Raw genomic sequence first — 19701 nt, forward strand, 5'->3', positions numbered from 1 at the left:
AATACAATGGACCCCACGACCTCCACCGCACGCGGATCGCGTGGCAAGCCTGCCGATACCGCCGACGATACCACCACGGCCGATACCGGCACGACCGCGCCGCGCGAGGAAAAGTTGCCGCGCGCGGTCCACGAGCTGCGCACCGGCCCGGAGCCCGACGACAAGATCGATGGCGGCACGATCATCACCGACGAGCTCGCCGCCGAGCATGATCTCGACGACGCCCAGCTCGAAAAGCTGTTCGGTGCCGGCGCGATCGAGCTGGTCGACGTCCTGATCCGCTGACGCCCATGCCTATCGAATCGCCCGACGACATCGCGTCCTTCTTCAATGAGGAGGAATTCGGCACGTCGGTGCGGATCGATGGGCAAGGTCCCTTCGCGGCGATCCGGGAAGAGGGATCGGCGATGGCGAGCTGGGGCGACGGTGAATACGTCCAGCCGAAAACGCGCTTTTTGTTTCCCACATTGCCTGCCGTCGCATTGGTGGAGGGCGGAACCATCGAAATCGTCGATAGCGGCGAGCAATTCGAGGTTTTCGGCGCGCCGACGAATGACGAGGGTATCTGGAGCGTCACCGGGTCGCCGATCGCGTGAAGATCTCGCTCGACCTTCCCGACTTTCAGGAGGTGGCACGCGAAATCCGCGGTGAAATCGGCTCCGTCGCCACCGAGACCATGCGAGTCACCACCAGAAAGACGATTCTGGATCTGCGCCGCTCGACGGTCGACGCCGGGCTCTCGCAGCGTCTCGCGAATACGTGGCGCGACCGGGTCTATCCCGAGCAGCGCCGCAGCATGACGCCGACCGGCTATATCTGGTCGAATGCCCCCGAGATCATCGACAGCCTGAGCCGCGGCGCGACGATTTATCCGAAGAACGGGCAGCGCTTTCTCGCCATTCCGACCGACAAGGTGCCCTATTCCCGACGCAGTGGCTTCGGCGGCCGGCGGGTCAAGAGCGGCCGGATGACGCCCAACGAAGTCGAGCGCGCCTTCAACCAGGACCTGTTCTACCAGAAGGGGAAGGGCGGGAATCAGCTCGCCTTCCTCAACCTGGTCCGCGCGAAAAGCGCGAGGCGCCCGGGTTTTCGTCCCGCCTCGGCAGGGCGATTGAAGGCAGGTCGGGAGACCGAGCGCGTGCTGATGTTCGTGCTCGTCCCGCGCGTCACCATGCCCAAGCTCTTCGACCTCGATCACGTCGCCGACGAATGGGCCGGTCGCTACAGCGCGGAATTCGCGCGCCGCATGGGGGGCTGACATGGCCAAGCGCGACGACGTCCTCTTTGCGATCCGTGCCCTGGTCGCGCGGGCGCTGCCCTTGATGGAGGTCATCGGCCTTGATGGCGACGATGCGCCGCCGGGGAGGGTGGGCCCGCACGGACGCGCGATCGTCCGCAGCGGCGAGCCGGGCGATCCCGAGGTCGACCTCGGCGCGCTGTCGTACAATTACGACCACCGGGTGCCGGTCGAGATCATCCTGCCGGCACCGGCGGGAGCGATCAGCGAGCGGGCGATCGCGCTGAGCCTTGGCGCGATCGGCCGCGAGATCGTCGCCGACCGTTTCCTCAGCGGCCTGTGCGACTGGATCGAGGCTACGGCGCCGATGACCGGCGATGTCCATGCCGAGGGTTCCGGCCGCCCTCCGCGTGGCGCGCTGCTCGACATCGTCGCATCCTATTCGACCAGCTCGCCGATCTGATTTTCCGGCTGCGATCCGCGCGGCCCACCTTCCACGCCATTTTCGACAGGAGACCCTATTATGGCGGTCATTCCGACCAAGCGCGCGCGCGGCGCGAATGCGCTGCTACATACCGGCTTCGAGAGCACCTATGGCCAGCCGCCGGCGAGCGGCTATCGGCGCGTGCCGTTCGTCAGCCACCAGCTCGGCGCGACGCGCGGCTGGATCGAGAGCGATCTGCTCGGGCAGGGGCGCGCGCCCTTCGATCCGACGCAGGATGTGACGGTCAACGACGGCAATCTCGTCGTGCCCGTCGATACCCGCGCGATCGGGGTGTGGCTGCGCGCCCTCTTCGGCGCGCCGGTGACGACCGGGCCGGTGTCGGGCCTCTATACCCACGTCTTCACCAGCGGTGCCGCGGCGCTGCCGTCGCTCGCCGCCGAGGTCGCGCTGCCCGAAATTCCGCGCTACTCGACGAATTATGGCCTGCGCGCCAATTCGGTGCAGATCGCCATGTCTCGCACCGGCCTGCTGAACGCCACGTTGGCGATGATCGGCAAGGGCGAGACGTCGCCGCTCACCGCGTCGTCGGCCGGCGCGCCGACCGCTTATGCGGCGATCGACCGCTTCGCGCAGGCGGTCGGCTATGTCGGTGCGGCCAGCGACACCTACAACGGGGTCGCCAGCGCGCAGTTCACCTATTCGAACGCGCTCGACAAGGTCGAGACGATCCAGCCGGACGGCGAGATCGAGGACGTCGACCCCGGCATGCCGTCGTTCACCGGCAGCCTGACCTTGCGGGGGCTGGATACGCCGATGGAAGCATCGGGGCGTGATGGCACGCCGCGTCCGCTGGTGTTCGGCTGGGCGCGCGGCACGTCGTCGCTGCGCTTCTCGGCGCCGCGCGTGTTCTTCCCGCGCGTGAAGACCCCGATCGAGGGGCCGAATGGCATCCAGCAGAGCGTCGATTTTCTCGCCGCCGCGTCGGCCGGCGTGCTGGTCACGGCCACGCTCGTCAATGACGTCGCGAGCTATTGAGGTGGACACGATGCAGCACCTGACCAGCGCCCCGGCCGCCGATATGCGCGTGGTCGACGCCGCCACTGGCGACGAGATCACCCACGTCCTGACCCTCGACGAAGGTGCCGGCCGAATCCGCCGCCTGAAGGTCAACGGGGACAGCCTCGTCGTCGAGCGCGGCGACTTCGTCATCATCGATGAGGAACGTGCGTTCCGGATCGAGCCGCGCGTCGCACTGTTGCCGGCGCCGAGCGAAGAAGCTCCAGCCGGGGATGACGCGGAATGATGCTCGTCGCCCCCGCCGCTCCCAAGGAGGAGTGGAAGACGATCATGGGCGCGCGCGTCCTTTTCGCGCCGATCGATCGAGCGATGATGCGCCGCGCCCGCCGCGCTGCGCTTGCAGCACTAGGGCAGGATGAACACGGGCCGGAGCCCGAGGACGATGCGACCGACACGCTGCATGATCTGACCGACAGGCTGAGCCACGCGCTCATCATGGCGGGCGCGCGCGACTGGGACGCATCGACCGTGGCGGTCCATCGGCTCGACGATGACGGCAATATCGTGCTCGGCGACGACAACCATCCGGTTTTCGACCAGCTTCCATTCTCGAGCGACGCGCTCGCACGCCTGCTCGCCGATCCGGTGATCTTCGACGCTTTCGACAATGCCTATGTCCTGCCCTTCGCGCAGCGGGAGCGGGCAAAAAACGGCTTCGCCGCCTCTCCGACTGGCACTGGAGCGGCGGCGACGCAGGCGAGCGATATTGTGAGCTTAGCTGCGATGCCCGGCAGCACGGACGGTGCGAAGCCTGCCCCTATCGTGCCGAAGCGCCGCAAGACGCGGAAGCCGAAGGCGTCTGGGACGTCCTGACGACCTGTCAGCGACAATTGCGGGTCAGCGGCACCGGGCTGCCGTTCGCACTCGATTACGGCGCGGTGATGAGCGTCGGCCAGGCGCTCGGCGCGGATCTCGACATGCTGGCGGACGTCCTGCCGCGTGCCGATGCGGCGATCGTGCGGCGGATCAATGCCGATAGCGACGAAGGGGGCAGTGATGAGTGATCGCAAGGCTGCCATCCGCCTTGGCACCGAGGGCAAGGCCCAAGTCATCCGCGACATCGGCGAAATCGCGGACAGCGGGGATGCCGGCGCGAAGCGCTGGGCGCGCGCCTATCAGCGTGCCGGTGAGGACGTCGAGGAGGCGATGCAGCGTCAGGCACGGACCGCTGCGAAGCTGGCCACCTTCATGCCGACCAGCCCCGTCCAGCAGCGTGTGGACGCCACCGCTGGCCCGGCATCGGTATCGGGCAAGTCGGCGCGCGATTCCGCGCTGGCGTTCAAGGAACTGCTCGACGCGCAGGAGAGGGCCGAAGCCCGCGCCCGGGCGCTGATGCTGGCGATTGATCCCCTCGCCGCCGCGCAGGACCGGTTCAATCGCGCGATGTCCGAAGCAGACGAGCTCGCAGCGGCCGGCGCGCTGTCCAGCGACGACTATGCGAAAAAGCTGTCCTACGAGCAGCAGGCGCTCGACCGGGTCACCGAAGCGCTGAAGCGGAAGTCGGTCGCCGAGCAGGGCGTGGCCTATGGTGGGGTCAGCGCCGAGCGGCTAGGGCCGCTTCCCGGTCCAGCCGCGCCGAGCAAGTCGGCACAGGAATCCGCATCGGCCTTCACCGACCATTACGACCAGCTCGAAGCGCGCGCGCGGGCGATGGTGCTGGCGATCGACCCGGCCGCCGCCGCGCAGGACCGCTTCAATCGGGAGATCGAGGAGGCGCGGACGCTGGTCAGCGCCGGTGTGCTGTCGCTCGACGACTATGCCGCCAAGCTGCGCCACGAGAAAGCCGCGCTCGATACCGTAGCTGTCGCCAAGGCGCGTGACGTGCAGATGTCCGGGCAGCAGCGCGCCGGCTATCAGCAGCTCGGGTTCCAGATCAACGACGTGGCCGCCAGCTACGCATCGGGCGGTAGCTTGATGACGATCCTGTCGGTTCAGGCCGGCCAGTTCTTCCAGGCTCTCGGGATGATTACCGAGGGCAGCACCAAGGCGGGGACCGCGATCGAGGCGACCGGCGGGGCGTCGGACGACGCTGCCGTCGATGTAGGCGGCCTCGCCGAAAGCGTCGCCGGCGTCAGCGAGAAGGTCGAAGGCGCGACGGGTAAATTCGGTGCGTTCGTAGGTTTCATGTCGGGTCCGTGGGGCGCGGCGGTGGTCGCGGCGATCACCATTCTGACGCCTTTCGTCATGAAGCTGTTCGAGACGGAGGAATCGCTCGACGATGTCGTCGCCAAGCTGAAGGAGGATGCTGCCGCCAGCGACAAGGCGGCACAGGCGAAAATTCTCTTCGGCCAGTCGCTCGACGGGCTGGTACAGGCGCTTCGTGCGGAGGAGGAGGCGCTGAAGGGCGTCGCTGCCAGCGAGGAAAGCGCCGCCGTGCGCGCCGCGAGCCAGACCCGCGACATCCGCGACCGGGTGCTGGCGATCCGGATGGAGACGCAGGCTATCCTCGAGCGCGAACTGGCGAAGCGCCAGGCACTGGAGGAGAGTGCGTTCGCCAACACCGATCCGCGTGCTGCTGCCATGGCGCGCCGTGATCGCGACGACCGGATCGAATTCCTCGAGGAGCGGCTGGCGCAGGCGAAGCAAGCCACCGATGCTGCCCAGCGCCTGTTGAATATGCGCATCGTCGACGTCATCGCTGAGAACGTCGCGACGCAGACCGATCCGATCAAGCGGATCACCAAGCATTACGACGATCTGGCGAAGGCGGTGAAGGATCGGGCCCGGCTGGCAGCCGACGGCAGCAAGGCGGCGCGCGCCGCGCTGGACGCCGAGCTGCGCGCGATCACCAAGAACCGCGACGCCGCGATCGAGGCCGAGCAGGCCAAGCAGCGCGAGCGGAACAAGACCACGTCGCTTGGCAGCGAGCTGTCGGCCGAGCGCGGCGCGGCGCTGCTCGCCACCGCTCGGCGGTATAATGGCCTGAGCGAGAACACCGCCGGCGGCCGCTCCGATCTTCAGGCGCTTTTCAAGTCGGCGAGCATGAATGTCGATCCGAAGATGGTCGCGTGGTGCGCCGCCTTCGTGAATGCCGTGCTGGCGACCAATGGCCTGCCGGGCACCGGCAGCCTGTCGGCGCGCAGCTTCCTCGGCTATGGCACCGCCACGACGAAGCCACAGCAGGGCGACATCGTCGTCCTGAAGCGCGGCGACAATGCCGCGCAGGGCCATGTCGGCTTCTACGCCGGGACCGCGGCGAACGGGCGCGTGCTGGTGACCGGCGGCAATCAGGGCGACGCGGTGAACACCTCGTCCTTCAAACGTAGCGACGTGCTCGGCTTCCGCCGCGCGCCGACCGATGCCGCCACCTTCAAGGATGCCGCGCAGCAAGCGAAGGAAGACGCGGACGCGCTGGCGGACCTGACCCGCCAGTATCTGCCGCTCACCGCTGCCGCGGACAGCTACCGTGTGACGCTTGCGGAGATCGCGCGGCTGTCGCCGGCCAATGCCGAGGAGCTGAAGACGGCGGCGCGGACCGACTATCTGAAATCACGCGCCGGACTGCTTGGCGACCGGATTGGACTGTCAGGGTTGGAGGCCGGCGGCCGGGAAGAGCAGGCCGCGATCGATAAGCGCGCCGAGCAGGACAAGCGCCGCGCCGAATTCGTGAAGGGCATGCTCGCCGACCAGGGTGACGCGCTCGGCATCGCCCGGGCGGAGTTGTCGCTGGTTGCCGCGAACGATAACATCCGCGAAGAGACGCTGTCGAAACTGAAGCTCATCGCTGACCTGAAGCGCGCTGGCGTCGCGATCGACAGCGCCGAAGGCGTGCAAATCCTCGCCAATGCCGACGCCTTGAACGAAGTGCTGGCACAAATGCAGCGTCAGCGCGCGATCTGGGAGGAGATCCGTGGCTTCGGCAGCGACCTCGTCGATACGGTCCTGTCGCCTGACACGTGGAAGGACTGGGGCGATGGCGGCAAGCGCGTGCTGGACATGCTGAAAGCCGAATTCGTGAAGCTCGCGCTGCTCAACCCGGTCCGAAATCTGTTGTTCGGCGAAAGCAATGCCACGCTGAGCAGCGTCTTTGGCGCGCTGGGCAAGGTCTTTGGTGCGGGCGCCGGCGTCGCAACGCCGGCCGCCGGCGGGTCGCAGGGCTTCATCGGTCCGCCGGGCGCGGCCAGCGGCACGCCGTACACCTCGGGCGGCGACATGCTGGTCGGCGAATTCGGACCCGAGATTGCGCGCATGCCACGCGGCGCGAGCATCGTCCCAGCCGGCGAGACGCGGCGGATGCTGGCGGCGAATGATCGAGGACCGGCACAGGTGTCGCAGTATTTCGATCTGCGCGGCGCGCTGGTGCAGGAGAAGGTGTACCAGGACATGGCCGCCATGGGAGCACAGGCGGCAACCGCCGGTGCCGCCGGTGGTGCCGCGATGGGGCAGGCGGAAGCGAGCGCCGCTGGCGCGCGGCGGCTGGGGCGGCAGTGGTGAGCGTCGAGATCCCGTGGACGCGGATTCGGTCGCTCACCGTCCGGCCACGCATCTTCGGCGGGGAGCAGGCCGGCGCTTTCGGCGTCGACCTGCGCACGCCGCGCCCGGGTGATCGATGGGCGGCTGACCTTGCCACTGCCAATCTGCGGCGGGACACCGACACGCTGCTGCTGATCTCGGCGTTGACCGAGGCGCTGTCGATTGATGGTCGCATCGAGCTGCGCCAGCCGGGGATCAAGCGCCCGCTCTATGGCTATGCCGTCGAGGTCGACGGCGCGGGCCAGGCGGGGTCGGTGCTGAAGGTGCGCGGCGTCCGCCGGTCGGCGCCGGTGACCCCGGGCCAGCAATTCTCGATAGTGCACAAGGGGGTGCATCACGTCTATCAGGTTGCGGGGACGCGCCAGATCCTCGCTGGCGCTGACGGGAAGATGACCTTTCCGATCTGGCCGATGCTGCGCGGCCTGACCGTCGACGGCTCGCGCGTCGCGCTCGACGATCCGATGATCGAGGGCAAGGTGCTGGGCTTCGCCGAGAAGGGTGTGACCAGCGTGCTGAATCGCACCGAGCCAGTCAGCTTCACGATCGAGGAGCGGCGATGACCTTTCGACTGACTCCTGCGATGTCAGCCGAACTGCGCGCCGGCGTTTCGCCAATCGCGCCGCTGATCGAGATTGCCTTCCCCGACCACACGCTTCGCCACGTCGTCGGATCGATCGAGGTCATGTGGGGTGACCGCCTGTTCGCGGGCGAAGACGAGCGGTTCGGGGTGCTCGATGCAGCCGGCACCCTGATGGACGGCGTGGGCGATGATGCGCCGGACTGGTTGCTGACTTTCCGGCCGCCGTCATCCGCTGCGGTGGAGGATCTGACGCGCGCAAACGTGCAGGGCAGCGAGGTGTCCGGCTGGCTGGCGGTGATCGATCGCGCGACGGGGTTGCTGATCCCTGAGCCGATCCGCGTCTTTTCGGGATCGCTTGATATGGCGCGGCTGAAGGTAGGAAAGGATGGGCGGTCGGTCGAATGGCGGTGCGTTTCGGCGCTGGAGGTCTTTCACGACACCGAGCGGGGCATGCGACTATCTGACGCGACACACCAAATGGTGTGGCCGGGCGAAACCGGGCTGGCGAATATGACCGGCATCGAGCGGACCTCGTACTGGGGTGTCGAGAAGGTACCAGCCGGGGTCACTTACGGCACCGGCGGCGGTGGTGGCTCCGAGTATCTGGCCCGCGCGCTATGAGCCGGATGATCCGACGCCAGCAGGCGACGCAGGCGGCCGTTGATCGCTTTCAGGGCAAACCCTTCGAATGGGGCCGATACGACTGCGTGCGCCTCGCCGCTTTCATGCTCCGCGAGATGGGGCACCGGCCGGGCCTTGGTCGTGCCGGGAGCTACAAGACTGCGAAGGGAGCGGTCGGGGCTTTGCGGCGAGCGGGCTATGCTACGCTCGCCGAGGCGATGGACGGACTGGGATTGCAACGGATACCGCCAGCCGCCGCACTGCCCGGTGATATTGTCATGGTGCCGAGCGATGGTGCGTGGAGCGGTTCGCTTATGGTCGCAGTCGGCAACGGGCGGACGATCGGCTGGGCGGAAGGCTTGGAAGCTGCTGACGTTTTCCAGCCGGTGGCATTCGTTGCGGCGTGGCGGGCGTAGTTCAGCACATATCCGCGCGTAGTAGGCCCGTCAGATCCCCGCACACTCCCGTATAGCTTTTACCGGAAGCCAGGATTTAACCGTCGTTTTCGAGCCATCGCGACTAAGGTCGACCCGGCCTGCGGCATTGCCAGCAGCAGTCCATACGATTGTCACTTGGTCCGGCCGGTCGGGCTGCCGATAGACGATCGGTGGGTATCCATACCGGATCATACACCGTTCAACGTCCTCCATCTTGCGATCGACCGTTGCTGAAAATGCCGGGGGCCGGCTGTCGAACTTGTCGATCTGCTGGCTGAGCAGCGCCGCAACCGTGAGAAAAATCATTTCACCTCCGGAGGTTGTATGCCCAAGGCATTGAAGACGGCCGCGCTAGTAGTAGGCGCTGCCGCGCTAATCGCAACCGGAGTTGGAGCGGCCGCCACGGTTGGACTTCTTGGCGCCGCGGCCACCACTGGCACCATAGCCGGCATCGCGACCGCGACCACGCTCACCACGATCGGCTCACTTGCGGGCGCCGCCAGCGCGCTTGCCATGGCCGGGGCGCAAGTCGCCACGCCGAAAGGCACGGTCGGCGGCAACCCCACGAAATATAAGATCGATAAGGATGCTGGCATCCCCATTGTTTTCGGCCGGACCTCAGTCGGCGGCAACGTGGTCCACCGTCAGTATTACGACGACCCCGCTTCGCGCATGCGCAATCAGCGCGAAAGCTGGGTGACCGCACTCTCGCTTGGGCCGGTAAAGAGCATCGGGCCGCTGATGGTTGACAAGGTCGCGGTGACGTTCGACGCGAACGGTGCGGCGATCGGCAGCTACGCCGGGAACATGTGGCTCGACACCCAGCTCGGCGCATGTCCCGAAACGCGCGCACTGCGCGGCCCGACGGGCAACTTCCCCGGCTGGGATGCAACGTCGAAGCTGTCTGGCCTAGCGGCGGATCTCTGGACGCTGGATTACGACAGCAAGGGCGTCAAATATCCGAACGGCATTCCCCAGCGAGCGCGTGTCGTCGAGGGCGTGTTCGTCTGGGACCCGCGGCTGGATGACACCTATCCCGGCGGTATGGGGCCGTGCCGTAGGGACGATCCGAGCACGCACGTCTACAGCGAGAACCCATGGCTGCTCGATCTCCAGTTCGCGCTGGGCTTCCGGCAGAACGGGCACCTGATGGCCGGCGGCGGCATGGCTCCCGGCGGCGTGGACGTGAATGCGTTCGTTCAAGCCGCCAACGTGGCTGATGAGAATGAGTGGGTAGCCGGCGGGCAGGCATACACCACGTCGGACAATGACTGGGATGTCCTCAAGATGCTTGCCCAGGCGGGCGGCGGCGAAGTCATGACGGTGGCGGGTACGCTGTCGTGCTTGTGCGCGACGCCGCGCGTCTCGATCGGCACCATCACGTCGGAAGACATCATCGGCGACCTTGACGTGCCGTCGACCGCATCGATGCGGAAGCGGCGCAACACGGTGATTCCGCGCGTGCGGCTGGAGGCGCAAGGCTGGGAAGTCGTGCCGCTTCAGGCGGTCAGCGTGCCGGAATATGTCACGCTCGACGGCGCCCCGCGTCCGCGTGAGATCGAATATCCGCTGGTGCAGAATGCGAAGCAGGGCGCGCAGTTGGCGATGTACGATATGCTGAACGACCGCGAGCTCGACGGCATCGTGCTGCCATGCTCGATCGCGGCACTGGGTTATCTGCCGGGCGACTGCCTGACGCTCAACATTCCCGAAGCCAATCTCATCAACCGGCAAGTAGTACTGCGCACGCGCGAGCTCGACGGTGGATCGCTTGGCGTGACGTTCACGGCGCGGACGGAGGATGCGGCGAAGCATGGATATGCGCTCGGTGCGGTCGGCGTGCCGCCGCGCACGCCGGACCTGTCGATTCCCAGCCCCGACACCGCCGCGCCGAGCGCTCTGGATTGGAATGCGGCGGGCACGACGTTGACGGCCGGGGGCGTCTCGATCCCGGCGCTGATCGTCTCGGGCGCCGCGCCGCGGGGCAATGTCGAGGCGGTCGTCTTTGACTTTCGCGTCCACGCCGCCGGCCAAGCGGCAGAGGCGGGCTGGATCGCTGCGGGCAGCGAGGTGCCGACGGTCGCACGCAAGGAGTTGACCGGCGTCACGCCCGGCACGTCGTACGACGTCAGCGTGCGCTATCGCATCCGGGGGTTGCTGACCGCGCGGCTGATTCTGGGGCCGGCGACATCGGGCGACTTCGGAACCCCGCCGGCCGAGCGCGCCGCGTATCAGATCGTCAGCCGCAGCGTGGCCTATCCGATCACCAGCGACGACAATTCGGTGATCGTCACAGCATTTACCGGCGTGCTCGATGACGGCCGATCGATCGCCTTCCCGGCGGCCGACATCGCGGCGGGCTCGGGCATCACCTATGGCCTGTTCTACGACCTGAGCGCGGGCACCTATTCGATCGTCGCCAGTCCGGCGCTGGCCGAGCGCGCATCTCCCGCGTTCGCCTTCCTCGGGTGGAGCACGACGTCGAGCGGCGGCACCTACCCGACGCAGCCGACACCGCCGCCGGGCTGGGGCGGCAACGGGCAGTATGTGGAGCAGGCGGCGTGACGCATATGGTCCCCGACCCGCACGTGCAGCGGCGGGTATACCTGACGCTATCGATCGGCCTCGACGGCAGGGTGGCTTTGCAGGCGTCCTATACCCAGCCAACGGTCGGTGTCTGCGCGGTGCTGCTCAATGGGCGCGGCATGCTGGCCACCGATCCGCTGAGCATCCCGCTTATCAGCCTGCTGCCAGCCCCACTGGTAAACGACCTCGGCACGGTCACGATCGCCGAAAAGGCTTTGGTGCAAATCGCCGCCGGACCGCGCACGATCGCGCTGCCCCTTGCGGGTGTGGTGAAGGGCGACGCGCTGCTGCTGTTCCCGACCGACCCGCTGCCTGCCGGCTTCATGATCCAGACCGCCGCCGTCGCGCCGGCCGCTGGCACGCTGCGCGCCACGCTCATCGCGCCGCTACTCGCGATCGGCGCATCCTATTCCATCACCTGCCGCGTCATCCGGCTCGGCTAGAAAGGGTCACCCCATGGCAATCGACGCACGCTTCGGGCTTCGCCTGCGGCGCAATGAGGCGCGCACCTTCCTGATCCGGGTGATCGGTCTTTCCGCCGAGACGCTCGCCGCCGCAGTGCCGCGCATGCAGATCCGTGACAGTCAGGACGCCGCCGGCGCACCGCTGGTCGACCTCGGTGTCGTGTCCGGTGATGCGCAGGGCATTCGGATCGAACCGCTGGCCATCGAAGGCGGCGTGCCCCGTGCAATGCTGCGCGTCCAGATCAGCAAGGCGACTGCGACCAATCCGGCGATCTTCCAATATGGCGCGCTCGGCGAGCCGGTGCCCTTCGCCTATGGATTGCAGTGGGGCGGCACGACCCGCCTGCACGGTGAGATCGAGGTGGTCGGCAACGCGATCGACAGCGACGGCGCGCCTGCGAACCGCCCGCTGCACGGCGGGGCCGCCGATCAGGGCGCGATCGATCAGGGTCTGACCCTCACGATCGCTGCCGACCAAGTCGTCGACTTGGTGATCGACGGTGCGGGCCAGCTCGGCGATATTGCCGCAGTCGCCAAGACGGAGGCGGACCGTGCCGTCGCGGCGGGAGTAACCGCGACGGCCGCGCGCGACGGCGCGAAAGAGATCCTCGACAAAGCCACCGCGCGCGGTCGTGAGGTCGCGTCGACGCGCTATGCCGCCGTCACCACCGACCAGTCGGACAAGGTGGTCGACGCGATCGGGCTGGACGGGGTAAGCCGGGTCGCCTCGGCGCGCATCCGCACGCTGAACGGGCGGAGGCCCGAGGCAATGACGCTCGGGCAGCTTCCCTTCGCCGGGCAAAATCTGACCGCCATGACGCTCATGCTCAATGCCGGGCAGTCGCTCGCCGCGAATCATAGCGGCGGCGGCAATATGACGCTGACGCAGCCGGGCAAGGCGCTCGCCTTTCCCTTCGGCGTCGACGCGCCGGCGGCCGTCGCGGCCACGCTGCTGCCGCTGATCTCCACCGACGCGAATGTGACGGGGGCGGAGGTAGCGATCCGCGACGGCGAAGCGCCGCTCTTCGGGATGTGCGAATTCCTCGCCGAGCTGATCCAAAAGGAGAATGGCCTTTCGCCGGCGGATCTCGGGCTGGTGCCGGTGACGGCGCAGAATGCCCGGGGCGGCACGGCGATCGTCGAAAACAACAAGGGCACCGCCCGATACCAGCGCGGTATCGCGCAGGCCGGTGCGCTGCGGACGATCGCGCAGGCGGGCGGCGGGCGGGCGCGCTGCTTCGGCGTCGCGTGGTATCAGGGGGAGAGCGATGTGCCGAACGGCTACGCCTATTACCTCCAGAAATTGCGCGAATTGGCGCGCGACTATTCCGCCGACCTGCGCGCGGCGTTGCCCGAACAAGGGTTCGCGCCGCACCTCGTCACCTATCAGACCTGCCAGTATTCGACCGGCACCGATCCCTTCGGCGTCGGTCGGGCGCAGCTTCAGGCGGCGATCGACTTCGCCGCAGGCACGGTGCCGGCCGGCTTCGCCAGCGCGCCGCCGGTCGGCTTCAGCACGCCGATCTATCACATGGATTTCCGCGCCGATCCGACCGGCGTCCATGTGAAGGCGCGCGATGCCAAGTGGCTCGGGGCCTATGCCGCGCTCTACTTCAAGCGGGTATTCATTGACGGCGCGGGCTGGCCGCCGATGGTCCCGATCGCGGTCGAACGCGAGGGCCGCGCCCTCTACATCCGCTACCGGCTGCGCAGCCCGGCGGTGCGCCTGATCGTTGCCGAGGGCCCGGGCTTCGACGGACTGACGGTGCCGGCGCAGCCCGGCCGGGGTTGGGCGGCAGCAGCGGCCGCCGGCGGCGCGATCGGGCTGGCGCAGGTGCCCGACGTGGTCGCGCCCGACACGATCCGCGTCGTGCTGGCGCGTGCGCCGGTCAATGGCGATCGGCTGCTGTACGCGCAGTCGGCATCGGTGAAGATGCGGCCGTTCGTCGGCGGTGCCGGCAATTTCCGCGACACCCACGGCGACCTTGTTCGGTACGACGCGATCAATCGTCGCATGGACAACTGGTTGCCGGCCCATTCCATCGTGCTCGACGCATCGTCGGGCGGCTTCCAGATCGGATAATCCCATGGCGATCGTTATCCAGCTTCCCGATGTCGCCTCGGCGGGCGACTTCGGTCTCATCGCGCTGCCCTCGCTGTCGAAATGCCGGGCGTATCACCTGCTCGGCGGTTCGCAGGCGGAGAGCATCGCCAACCGCGTGGCGGCGGATCAGCCGCTGACCGTCGCCGGTTTGCCAATCTACGAACCGGATTGCGCGGTGCTGAGCAGCACCGCCGGCTTCGTCCGTCCGGTCGCCGGATCGCAATACGACCGCACCGTCGTGATCGTCTTTGCCGATCCGTATCAGGCACCTGCCAGTGCGCCGGCCGAGCCAACCGAGGCGGCGATGGCCGACAGCCTCCCCGTCGTGTGGTGGGGCGGCCAGTACAATGGGCTCTTCCTTTTCGCGAACGTCTGGAAGCTGCGGCCGCGTGCGGACGGAGGCACGTCCGACATTGATACCAGCGCATACAACGGCAGCGCCGATCGGCCGTGGTTCTATCCTGACGGCACGATGCGCAAGGGCGGCTATCGTATGGCCGTGATCCGCCAGCGTGCGGCCGACGCGACGCTGTGGGTGCAGAATGGTGCGATCCTCCAGCTTATCGGCACGGTCGCCCGCAATGATGTCGGCGGCGCGCCCATGGCATCGAAATTCGGCGGGATCGGCGGCACCGCCGCGTCGGTGCTGCGCGTCGCGGCGATCGCCGAATTCACCGCGCTGACCGATGCCGAGGTCGCGGCGGTGGCCGATTTCATCGCCGCCGACGTCGAGGCGCGCGGCATCGATTTCTGGGGCCGGTCGGCCGGCTGACCCGACCGCTCACTTAGCTGAAAAATCAAACCGAAGGATAAGACATGGAACAGATCACCGCAGGCGGACCCTATCCTTCGTCGGTCGGGATCGCTTTCGGCGCGAACGCCGGACAGGCGACCGATGTTAGCACCACCACGCCGCTGCCGGCGTACATGCCCGGCGGACTGACCGTCGTGTCCGCCTCGCTGACGCGGCCGGCTGACACCACCGCCTATGCCGCCGGCGATCTGGTCGCAAATAATGTCGCCGCCGGCGCGGTCGTGCCGATCGAGCTGACCGAGGTCACGCGCGCCGGCGTCGAGGCGATCCGCATCGAGCGGGTGCGGCTGCGCAAGACCAGCTCGGCGCTGGTGGGAGCGGTGTTTCGCGTCCACCTGTTTCGCCGCGTACCGGTGGTGACGGCGGGCGACAATGCCGCGTTCGACAATGGCGCGGGCCTGCTCAGCCTCGCTGACATCACCGGCTATGTCGGGTCGGCCGACATCATCATGGACCGCGCGGCGGCGATCGGCGCGATCGGCATGGGGCTGGTCAATGGCGGCGGCGGGATCACCTGCGAGACGGGCGCGGTCGTCGGCAAGGAGCGCAGCCTGTGGGCGCTGATCGAGGCGCGCGGGGCGTACACCCCGGCCGCCGGCGAGACGTTCGCGCTGATGATCGAGGGGGCGCGGAGCTGATGCACGCCGCCCTTCGATCCGCGCTGTTCGGCAGCGCGCTTCCGCTCGCTGGCTTCGAGCTGGGGATGGATTTCCGTGCCGGGTGGTATCGATCGGGCGCGGTCGTCACGCGCGATCCGGCTGCGCTGCCGGGGCAGGCATTTACGCGGCCCGACCTGAAATTCGAGGAAGTGGGCGGCGTATTGGTGCGGGTCGCTCCAAGCGCGCCCCTCATTGTCCCCGGTCTTGGGTTCCTTGCCCGAACTTCGTACCGAAATTTCATGCCGAACAGCAGTTGGTCGGGGGCGGCGCCCAATAGCCAAGTCCCGCAGATTGGGATTGCCACCGCCGCACAGAATGGAATTACCCGCCGTGTCGAGGCATTGGGCAGCATAGATTTTGGCAACGGGACCGTACTGCCATACATAGACTTGCGCGTATTTGGGACCGCGACGGCGAACACCAGCACTTATCCAGTGCTAAGTGGCACGAATAACGCCTCGATGCCTGACGCGGCCGTAGATGAGCGGTGGACGGCGTCGATAGGCGCGCGGCTCCTTCCCGGTGGCGTCATGCCGGGCTGCAACATCGGCCTGACCGCCAGTGCGCGAAGCCGGGATGGAAGTACCATTTACGGCACATACAGTAATGACCTGATGACGCTGGGCGAATGGAAAGTCGCAGGTGACTGGGCCATCACCACGACCCCGGCGCTACCTGCAAATACCGGTAGCATGTGGATGTTTCTTTCAATGTTCATCCCGTCTGGGGCGACCGTGGATTATACCATCCGCCTGTTCGCGCCGAGCCTTGTGAAAGCCGCGATCCGTGGGCCGTACATTCCGACCGGTGGCGCGTCCGTCGGCATCAACACCGATAACATGCGTCTGGGGCAACCGATCCCTGCTGACGATAACTGGGTGATTTTGCACTCCGCCGTCATGCAGCGGACGACGGCGCAGCAGAATGGGAACGATCGCCTCTGGAACCTCGCGCATGGTGCGGTGGAGCGCTTTGCCGTTTACCGAAGTGGTCCTGCCGATGGTGCGCCTGGTCGGATCAATGCCTTGTCCACCATTGCTGATGGCACGCGGACGGGATCGGGGACGGCCACTATCCTGCCTGCTGGGCGGATCGTCACCGCGCTTGTGAAGACGGGCGGAAGCTACCGTCTCGTTGTGCGGGGGCCGGACGGCGCGATCTCCTACTCGCCGCAATGGACGCCAAGCGCCTATCCGTCGCCTATCGACTATTTCTACCTGTCACCGGCCATCGACGGCTACCACGAATTCTTCGGCTATCGACGGGGCACCTTCAGCGATGCGCAGGTCGCCGGCATGATGGCGGCGGTGGCATGAGCGCCGATCCCCGGCCGGCGTTCGGGTGGAAGGAAGCGGTGATGCTCGCCTGCTCGATCGTCGGCCCGATCGCCGTCGTCGGTGGCGCGGTCCGGTCGGACGGCAAGACCGAGGCGCTGATCGAGGACACGTCGCGGCGTGTCGTCCAGCTCGAGGCGGAGATCCGCACCGATCGCGAGCGGCGCGAGGCCGACCGCGAGATCGAGCGCGTGCAGGCCGGGCAGACCGCCGACCGGCTCGCCCGGATCGAGACGCGGGTGCTGCTGGTGCTGCCGGCGGCGGGGGCAGGGCGATGATGCCCGATCCCGCCGCCCTGATCCTCGCCGGCTCGGCGATCTCCGCCGTGCCGCCGCTCGGCCGCCTGCTCTCCACGCTGCGGCCCCGCCGGCCGGACATCGCCGCCGCCGCGGCGCTGCTCGCCTCGACCCCGCTCTATCATCTCGACCCGGCGCTGATCGGCGCGCCACCGCGCGCGATCGTCACCCGGGCATAGACCCAAGCTTAGACCGAAGCTTGCGCCCAAGCTCGGCATAGACCGCCGGCGGCCGGACGCCGCCCTCCCGAAAGGACACTCCGACATGAAGACGTTGCTCGAACGGGCACGGGTGCTGACGCGCGCGTGGTCCGTGCAGCTCGCCGCGATCGGCGCACTGCTCTCCGCCATCCTCGCGATCGATCCGGTCGCCCTGCAGGCGGGCTGGCAGACGATGCCGCCCGAGCTGCGCGCGCTGATCCCGGCCCATGTGTCGACGTGGATCACCGCGATCCTTTTCGCCGCCGTGATCGCGGCGCGCGCCATGCCGCAGTCGGCGGTGACGGCGCGCCTGGGCCTGCTCTCGACAGCGCCGGCACCGGTGCCGGCATGGCTGACGGCCGCGCGCGCGCCGATCGCCCGCGCGATCAATGGCATCGTCATCCATTGCTCGGCTACCCGCGAAGGGCAGCATTTCACGGCAGCCGATATTCGCGCGTGGCACCTCGCCAAGAAGTGGGCCGACATCGGCTATCATTTCGTGATCGGACTCGATGGCACGATCGAGATCGGCCGGCCGCTGGCTCAGCCCGGCGCGCATGTCGCCGGCTACAACGCGCGGACGATCGGCATCTGCTATGTCGGCGGCTGCGCGGCCGACGGGAAGACGATCAAGGACACGCGGACGCCGGAGCAGAAGGCGGCGCTGGTCACGCTGCTGACCGCGCTGAAGGCGCGGTGGCCGAAGGCGACGATCAAGGGGCACCGTGATTATTCGCCGGATACCAACGGCGACGGCCGGATCACGCCGGGCGAATGGATCAAGGGGTGCCCGAGCTTCGATGCCGCCGCCGAGTACAAGGGCCTGTGATGGTGCGGCCCTTCGCTCCCGTCGCGATCGCCATGGCGCTGGCGACCACCGGCTGCACCGCCGGCGTCCGCCTCGCGACCGCCGGCGCCGCGATCGATGTCGTGCAGCAGCAGCTCGATCGCCTTCAGACGATCCGCACCGAGATCCTGCCCGCGCTTGACCCGGACCGGGCCGCCCGGATCGAGCGCGCGATCGTCGCGGCCGAGGAGCTGCTGCGCATCGCCCGCGTCGCCGTCGACGTCACCACCCGGGCGGCCGCGCTGCGCCAGGCGGACCGGACCGTCGCGGTGATCGAAAAGGCATCGGCGCGATAGACGGGCGCGGGCTGATCTGGCATCGAGCGGGCGCTGGTCCGATCGTAGCCGTGAAGGTCAGCCCGCGCGCGCGGAAATAGGTCAACCGGTTCGCCGGGTGGCCTGCGAAATACAAGACCCCTCCGGGGAATACGCGGGGCGCAGTGCCTATTCTGCGCGGCTAACCACCCGGTACCAGGTGGTCGTGCCAAGCACCGTCTCCGTATTCCCCGGAGCCACCCCACCATCGATCGCCATCCTTCCAACCGCCGGCCCCGGGCCAGCGGTTCGATGGGTCGCGACCCTATCCGGCGTCCCGCCGGCTCACCGAGCGTGCGTAGCCGACCGCTCCTCTCGATGAGGAATATTCCCGCATGCGTACAATCACCGCCGCCGTTCCCCCTGCGCCGTACCTTGGCGGCAAGCGCAATCTCGCGAAGCGCCTATGCGCCTTGATCGAGACCGTGCCGCACCGCGCCTACATTGAACCGTTCGTGGGCATGGGCGGCATCTTCCTGCGCCGGCCGACGCCAGCGCCGATCGAGGTCATCAATGACGCCGCCGGCGACGTCGCCAATCTCTTTCGGATCGTGCGCCGGCACTACGAGCCTTTCGTCGCCGAGATGCGCTTCCTCCCTGCCGGGCGCGACGAATTTTACCGGCAGAAGGCGCTCGACCCATCGGCGCTGACCGACATCGAGCGCGCCGTCCGTTTCCTCTACCTCCAAAAGCTCACCTTCGGCGGCAAGGTCGACGGGCGGACCTTCGGCGTCCGGCGCGACCAGTCGTCGCGCTTCGACCATGCCCGGCTGCGCGCCGAGCTGCGTCTGCTCAGCAAGCGCCTCGGGCGCGTGACGATCGAGCAGCTTGATTTCGCCGAGCTGATCCGCCGGTATGATTCCGCCGGCGCGCTGTTCTATCTCGACCCGCCGTACGACGAGACGACCGGCTATGGCCTGCCCTTCGGCCGGGAGCGGTATGTCGAGCTGGCGGCGCAGCTCGCCGGCATCGCCGGGCAATTCATCATGTCGATCAATGCCACCGACTTCATCCGGCAGACCTTCGCCGACTTCGTGATCGAGGAAGTGCCGACGACCTGGACGGTCGGCGGCCATGCCCGGGGCGAAGGTCAGCACGTGACCGAGCTGGTGATCCGAAGCCGGCCACGGTAGGCGGACCCTAAGCCCGCCGATCCTGACTTTCGCTCTAGGCAGATTTTCTAGCCATGGTATGAAACATGGACATTCTGTCC

At 67.6% G+C, this 19701-nt stretch carries 24 protein-coding genes; 23 read left to right on the forward strand and 1 reads right to left on the reverse strand.

Annotation, left to right across the window (positions count from 1 at the left end; all coding sequences use genetic code 11):
* The first annotated feature begins 6 nt into the window (after nt 1-6).
* From LRA89_RS12720 to LRA89_RS12775, 12 genes are all read left to right on the forward strand, one after another.
* Nucleotides 7-285, forward strand: a complete 279-nt coding sequence (locus tag LRA89_RS12720) for a hypothetical protein (RefSeq protein WP_230770687.1) — start codon at nt 7-9, stop codon at nt 283-285.
* Between the two features lie 5 nt (nt 286-290).
* The gene (locus LRA89_RS12725; protein ID WP_230770689.1) at nt 291-596 is read left to right on the forward strand and encodes a head-tail joining protein; all 306 of its coding nucleotides are present in this window, start codon (nt 291-293) and stop codon (nt 594-596) included.
* Nucleotides 593-1258 (forward strand): DUF6441 family protein, encoded by a 666-nt coding sequence (locus LRA89_RS12730; RefSeq protein WP_230770691.1) that lies wholly within the window; start codon nt 593-595, stop codon nt 1256-1258. The genes LRA89_RS12725 and LRA89_RS12730 overlap by 4 nt, the downstream gene beginning before the upstream one ends.
* A gap of 1 nt (nt 1259) precedes the next feature.
* Nucleotides 1260-1700, forward strand: a complete 441-nt coding sequence (locus LRA89_RS12735) for a hypothetical protein (RefSeq protein WP_230770694.1) — start codon at nt 1260-1262, stop codon at nt 1698-1700.
* A 60-nt stretch (nt 1701-1760) separates the two neighbouring features.
* Nucleotides 1761-2717 (forward strand): phage tail tube protein, encoded by a 957-nt coding sequence (locus tag LRA89_RS12740; protein ID WP_230770696.1) that lies wholly within the window; start codon nt 1761-1763, stop codon nt 2715-2717.
* Nucleotides 2718-2727: 10 nt separating this feature from the next.
* Nucleotides 2728-2985: a hypothetical protein gene (locus tag LRA89_RS12745; protein WP_230770699.1), complete on the forward strand. Its 258-nt coding sequence runs from the start codon at nt 2728-2730 to the stop codon at nt 2983-2985.
* Between the two features lie 83 nt (nt 2986-3068).
* Nucleotides 3069-3572 carry a hypothetical protein gene (locus LRA89_RS12750; RefSeq protein WP_230770702.1) on the forward strand — a complete coding sequence of 168 codons (504 nt, stop codon included), beginning with the start codon at nt 3069-3071 and terminating at the stop codon, nt 3570-3572.
* Nucleotides 3573-3589: 17 nt separating this feature from the next.
* On the forward strand, nt 3590-3763 hold the full coding sequence (locus LRA89_RS12755) for a DUF7697 family protein (RefSeq protein WP_230770704.1): 174 nt from the start codon (nt 3590-3592) through the stop codon (nt 3761-3763).
* Entirely contained in the window at nt 3756-7193 is a 3438-nt protein-coding gene (locus tag LRA89_RS12760) for a TIGR02594 family protein (RefSeq protein WP_230770706.1), read from the forward strand. The genes LRA89_RS12755 and LRA89_RS12760 overlap by 8 nt, the downstream gene beginning before the upstream one ends.
* Nucleotides 7190-7792, forward strand: coding sequence for a hypothetical protein (locus tag LRA89_RS12765; protein ID WP_230770708.1), 603 nt, complete (start codon nt 7190-7192; stop codon nt 7790-7792). The genes LRA89_RS12760 and LRA89_RS12765 overlap by 4 nt, the downstream gene beginning before the upstream one ends.
* Nucleotides 7789-8433 (forward strand): hypothetical protein, encoded by a 645-nt coding sequence (locus tag LRA89_RS12770; RefSeq protein ID WP_230770710.1) that lies wholly within the window; start codon nt 7789-7791, stop codon nt 8431-8433. Before LRA89_RS12765 ends, LRA89_RS12770 begins: the two co-directional genes overlap by 4 nt.
* Entirely contained in the window at nt 8430-8849 is a 420-nt protein-coding gene (locus tag LRA89_RS12775) for a DUF6950 family protein (RefSeq protein WP_230770713.1), read from the forward strand. Before LRA89_RS12770 ends, LRA89_RS12775 begins: the two co-directional genes overlap by 4 nt.
* Before the next feature lie 30 nt (nt 8850-8879).
* Here LRA89_RS12775 and LRA89_RS12780 read toward each other — a convergent pair whose 3' ends face one another.
* Entirely contained in the window at nt 8880-9176 is a 297-nt protein-coding gene (locus LRA89_RS12780; protein WP_230770715.1) for a hypothetical protein, read from the reverse strand.
* Nucleotides 9177-9194: 18 nt separating this feature from the next.
* On the opposite strand from LRA89_RS12780, the gene LRA89_RS12785 reads away from it, so the two are divergent.
* From LRA89_RS12785 to LRA89_RS12835, 11 genes are all read left to right on the forward strand, one after another.
* A complete protein-coding gene (locus LRA89_RS12785) occupies nt 9195-11435 on the forward strand; it encodes a hypothetical protein (protein WP_230770717.1) in 2241 nt (746 codons plus the stop codon).
* The gene (locus tag LRA89_RS12790; RefSeq protein WP_230770719.1) at nt 11432-11899 is read left to right on the forward strand and encodes a hypothetical protein; all 468 of its coding nucleotides are present in this window, start codon (nt 11432-11434) and stop codon (nt 11897-11899) included. The genes LRA89_RS12785 and LRA89_RS12790 overlap by 4 nt, the downstream gene beginning before the upstream one ends.
* A gap of 13 nt (nt 11900-11912) precedes the next feature.
* Nucleotides 11913-14003 carry a sialate O-acetylesterase gene (locus LRA89_RS12795; RefSeq protein ID WP_230770721.1) on the forward strand — a complete coding sequence of 697 codons (2091 nt, stop codon included), beginning with the start codon at nt 11913-11915 and terminating at the stop codon, nt 14001-14003.
* A 4-nt stretch (nt 14004-14007) separates the two neighbouring features.
* Nucleotides 14008-14796, forward strand: a complete 789-nt coding sequence (locus tag LRA89_RS12800) for a hypothetical protein (RefSeq protein WP_230770723.1) — start codon at nt 14008-14010, stop codon at nt 14794-14796.
* 44 nt (nt 14797-14840) lie between these two features.
* Nucleotides 14841-15476 (forward strand): hypothetical protein, encoded by a 636-nt coding sequence (locus LRA89_RS12805; protein WP_230770725.1) that lies wholly within the window; start codon nt 14841-14843, stop codon nt 15474-15476.
* Nucleotides 15476-16813, forward strand: coding sequence for a hypothetical protein (locus tag LRA89_RS12810; protein WP_230770727.1), 1338 nt, complete (start codon nt 15476-15478; stop codon nt 16811-16813). The genes LRA89_RS12805 and LRA89_RS12810 overlap by 1 nt, the downstream gene beginning before the upstream one ends.
* Nucleotides 16810-17109: a hypothetical protein gene (locus LRA89_RS12815; protein ID WP_230770729.1), complete on the forward strand. Its 300-nt coding sequence runs from the start codon at nt 16810-16812 to the stop codon at nt 17107-17109. Before LRA89_RS12810 ends, LRA89_RS12815 begins: the two co-directional genes overlap by 4 nt.
* Complete coding sequence (locus LRA89_RS12820) at nt 17106-17306, forward strand: hypothetical protein (protein ID WP_230770731.1); 201 nt, start codon at nt 17106-17108, stop codon at nt 17304-17306. Before LRA89_RS12815 ends, LRA89_RS12820 begins: the two co-directional genes overlap by 4 nt.
* Nucleotides 17307-17391: 85 nt before the next feature.
* The gene (locus LRA89_RS12825; RefSeq protein WP_230770733.1) at nt 17392-18156 is read left to right on the forward strand and encodes an N-acetylmuramoyl-L-alanine amidase; all 765 of its coding nucleotides are present in this window, start codon (nt 17392-17394) and stop codon (nt 18154-18156) included.
* On the forward strand, nt 18156-18470 hold the full coding sequence (locus LRA89_RS12830; RefSeq protein ID WP_230770735.1) for a hypothetical protein: 315 nt from the start codon (nt 18156-18158) through the stop codon (nt 18468-18470). The genes LRA89_RS12825 and LRA89_RS12830 overlap by 1 nt, the downstream gene beginning before the upstream one ends.
* A gap of 353 nt (nt 18471-18823) precedes the next feature.
* The gene (locus LRA89_RS12835; RefSeq protein WP_230770737.1) at nt 18824-19621 is read left to right on the forward strand and encodes a DNA adenine methylase; all 798 of its coding nucleotides are present in this window, start codon (nt 18824-18826) and stop codon (nt 19619-19621) included.
* Nucleotides 19622-19701 lie beyond the last annotated feature (80 nt).

The organism is Sphingomonas sp. Leaf4 (genome assembly GCF_920939515.1).
GTDB lineage: Bacteria > Pseudomonadota > Alphaproteobacteria > Sphingomonadales > Sphingomonadaceae > Sphingomonas.

Excerpts from the sequence above, each read along its gene's own strand:
- LRA89_RS12750 (WP_230770702.1), top strand. The coding sequence starts at position 3,069 with ATGATGCGCCGCGCCCGCCGCGCTGCGCTTGCAGCACTAGGGCAGGAT.
- LRA89_RS12815 (WP_230770729.1), top strand. The coding sequence starts at position 16,810 with ATGAGCGCCGATCCCCGGCCGGCGTTCGGGTGGAAGGAAGCGGTGATG.
- LRA89_RS12745 (WP_230770699.1), top strand. The coding sequence starts at position 2,728 with ATGCAGCACCTGACCAGCGCCCCGGCCGCCGATATGCGCGTGGTCGAC.
- LRA89_RS12810 (WP_230770727.1), top strand. The coding sequence starts at position 15,476 with ATGCACGCCGCCCTTCGATCCGCGCTGTTCGGCAGCGCGCTTCCGCTC.
- LRA89_RS12780 (WP_230770715.1), bottom strand. The coding sequence starts at position 9,176 with ATGATTTTTCTCACGGTTGCGGCGCTGCTCAGCCAGCAGATCGACAAG.
- LRA89_RS12720 (WP_230770687.1), top strand. The coding sequence starts at position 7 with ATGGACCCCACGACCTCCACCGCACGCGGATCGCGTGGCAAGCCTGCC.
- LRA89_RS12825 (WP_230770733.1), top strand. The coding sequence starts at position 17,392 with ATGAAGACGTTGCTCGAACGGGCACGGGTGCTGACGCGCGCGTGGTCC.
- LRA89_RS12770 (WP_230770710.1), top strand. The coding sequence starts at position 7,789 with ATGACCTTTCGACTGACTCCTGCGATGTCAGCCGAACTGCGCGCCGGC.
- LRA89_RS12735 (WP_230770694.1), top strand. The coding sequence starts at position 1,260 with ATGGCCAAGCGCGACGACGTCCTCTTTGCGATCCGTGCCCTGGTCGCG.
- LRA89_RS12805 (WP_230770725.1), top strand. The coding sequence starts at position 14,841 with ATGGAACAGATCACCGCAGGCGGACCCTATCCTTCGTCGGTCGGGATC.
- LRA89_RS12775 (WP_230770713.1), top strand. The coding sequence starts at position 8,430 with ATGAGCCGGATGATCCGACGCCAGCAGGCGACGCAGGCGGCCGTTGAT.
- LRA89_RS12820 (WP_230770731.1), top strand. The coding sequence starts at position 17,106 with ATGATGCCCGATCCCGCCGCCCTGATCCTCGCCGGCTCGGCGATCTCC.
- LRA89_RS12795 (WP_230770721.1), top strand. The coding sequence starts at position 11,913 with ATGGCAATCGACGCACGCTTCGGGCTTCGCCTGCGGCGCAATGAGGCG.
- LRA89_RS12725 (WP_230770689.1), top strand. The coding sequence starts at position 291 with ATGCCTATCGAATCGCCCGACGACATCGCGTCCTTCTTCAATGAGGAG.
- LRA89_RS12740 (WP_230770696.1), top strand. The coding sequence starts at position 1,761 with ATGGCGGTCATTCCGACCAAGCGCGCGCGCGGCGCGAATGCGCTGCTA.
- LRA89_RS12785 (WP_230770717.1), top strand. The coding sequence starts at position 9,195 with ATGCCCAAGGCATTGAAGACGGCCGCGCTAGTAGTAGGCGCTGCCGCG.
- LRA89_RS12835 (WP_230770737.1), top strand. The coding sequence starts at position 18,824 with ATGCGTACAATCACCGCCGCCGTTCCCCCTGCGCCGTACCTTGGCGGC.
- LRA89_RS12830 (WP_230770735.1), top strand. The coding sequence starts at position 18,156 with ATGGTGCGGCCCTTCGCTCCCGTCGCGATCGCCATGGCGCTGGCGACC.
- LRA89_RS12760 (WP_230770706.1), top strand. The coding sequence starts at position 3,756 with ATGAGTGATCGCAAGGCTGCCATCCGCCTTGGCACCGAGGGCAAGGCC.
- LRA89_RS12800 (WP_230770723.1), top strand. The coding sequence starts at position 14,008 with ATGGCGATCGTTATCCAGCTTCCCGATGTCGCCTCGGCGGGCGACTTC.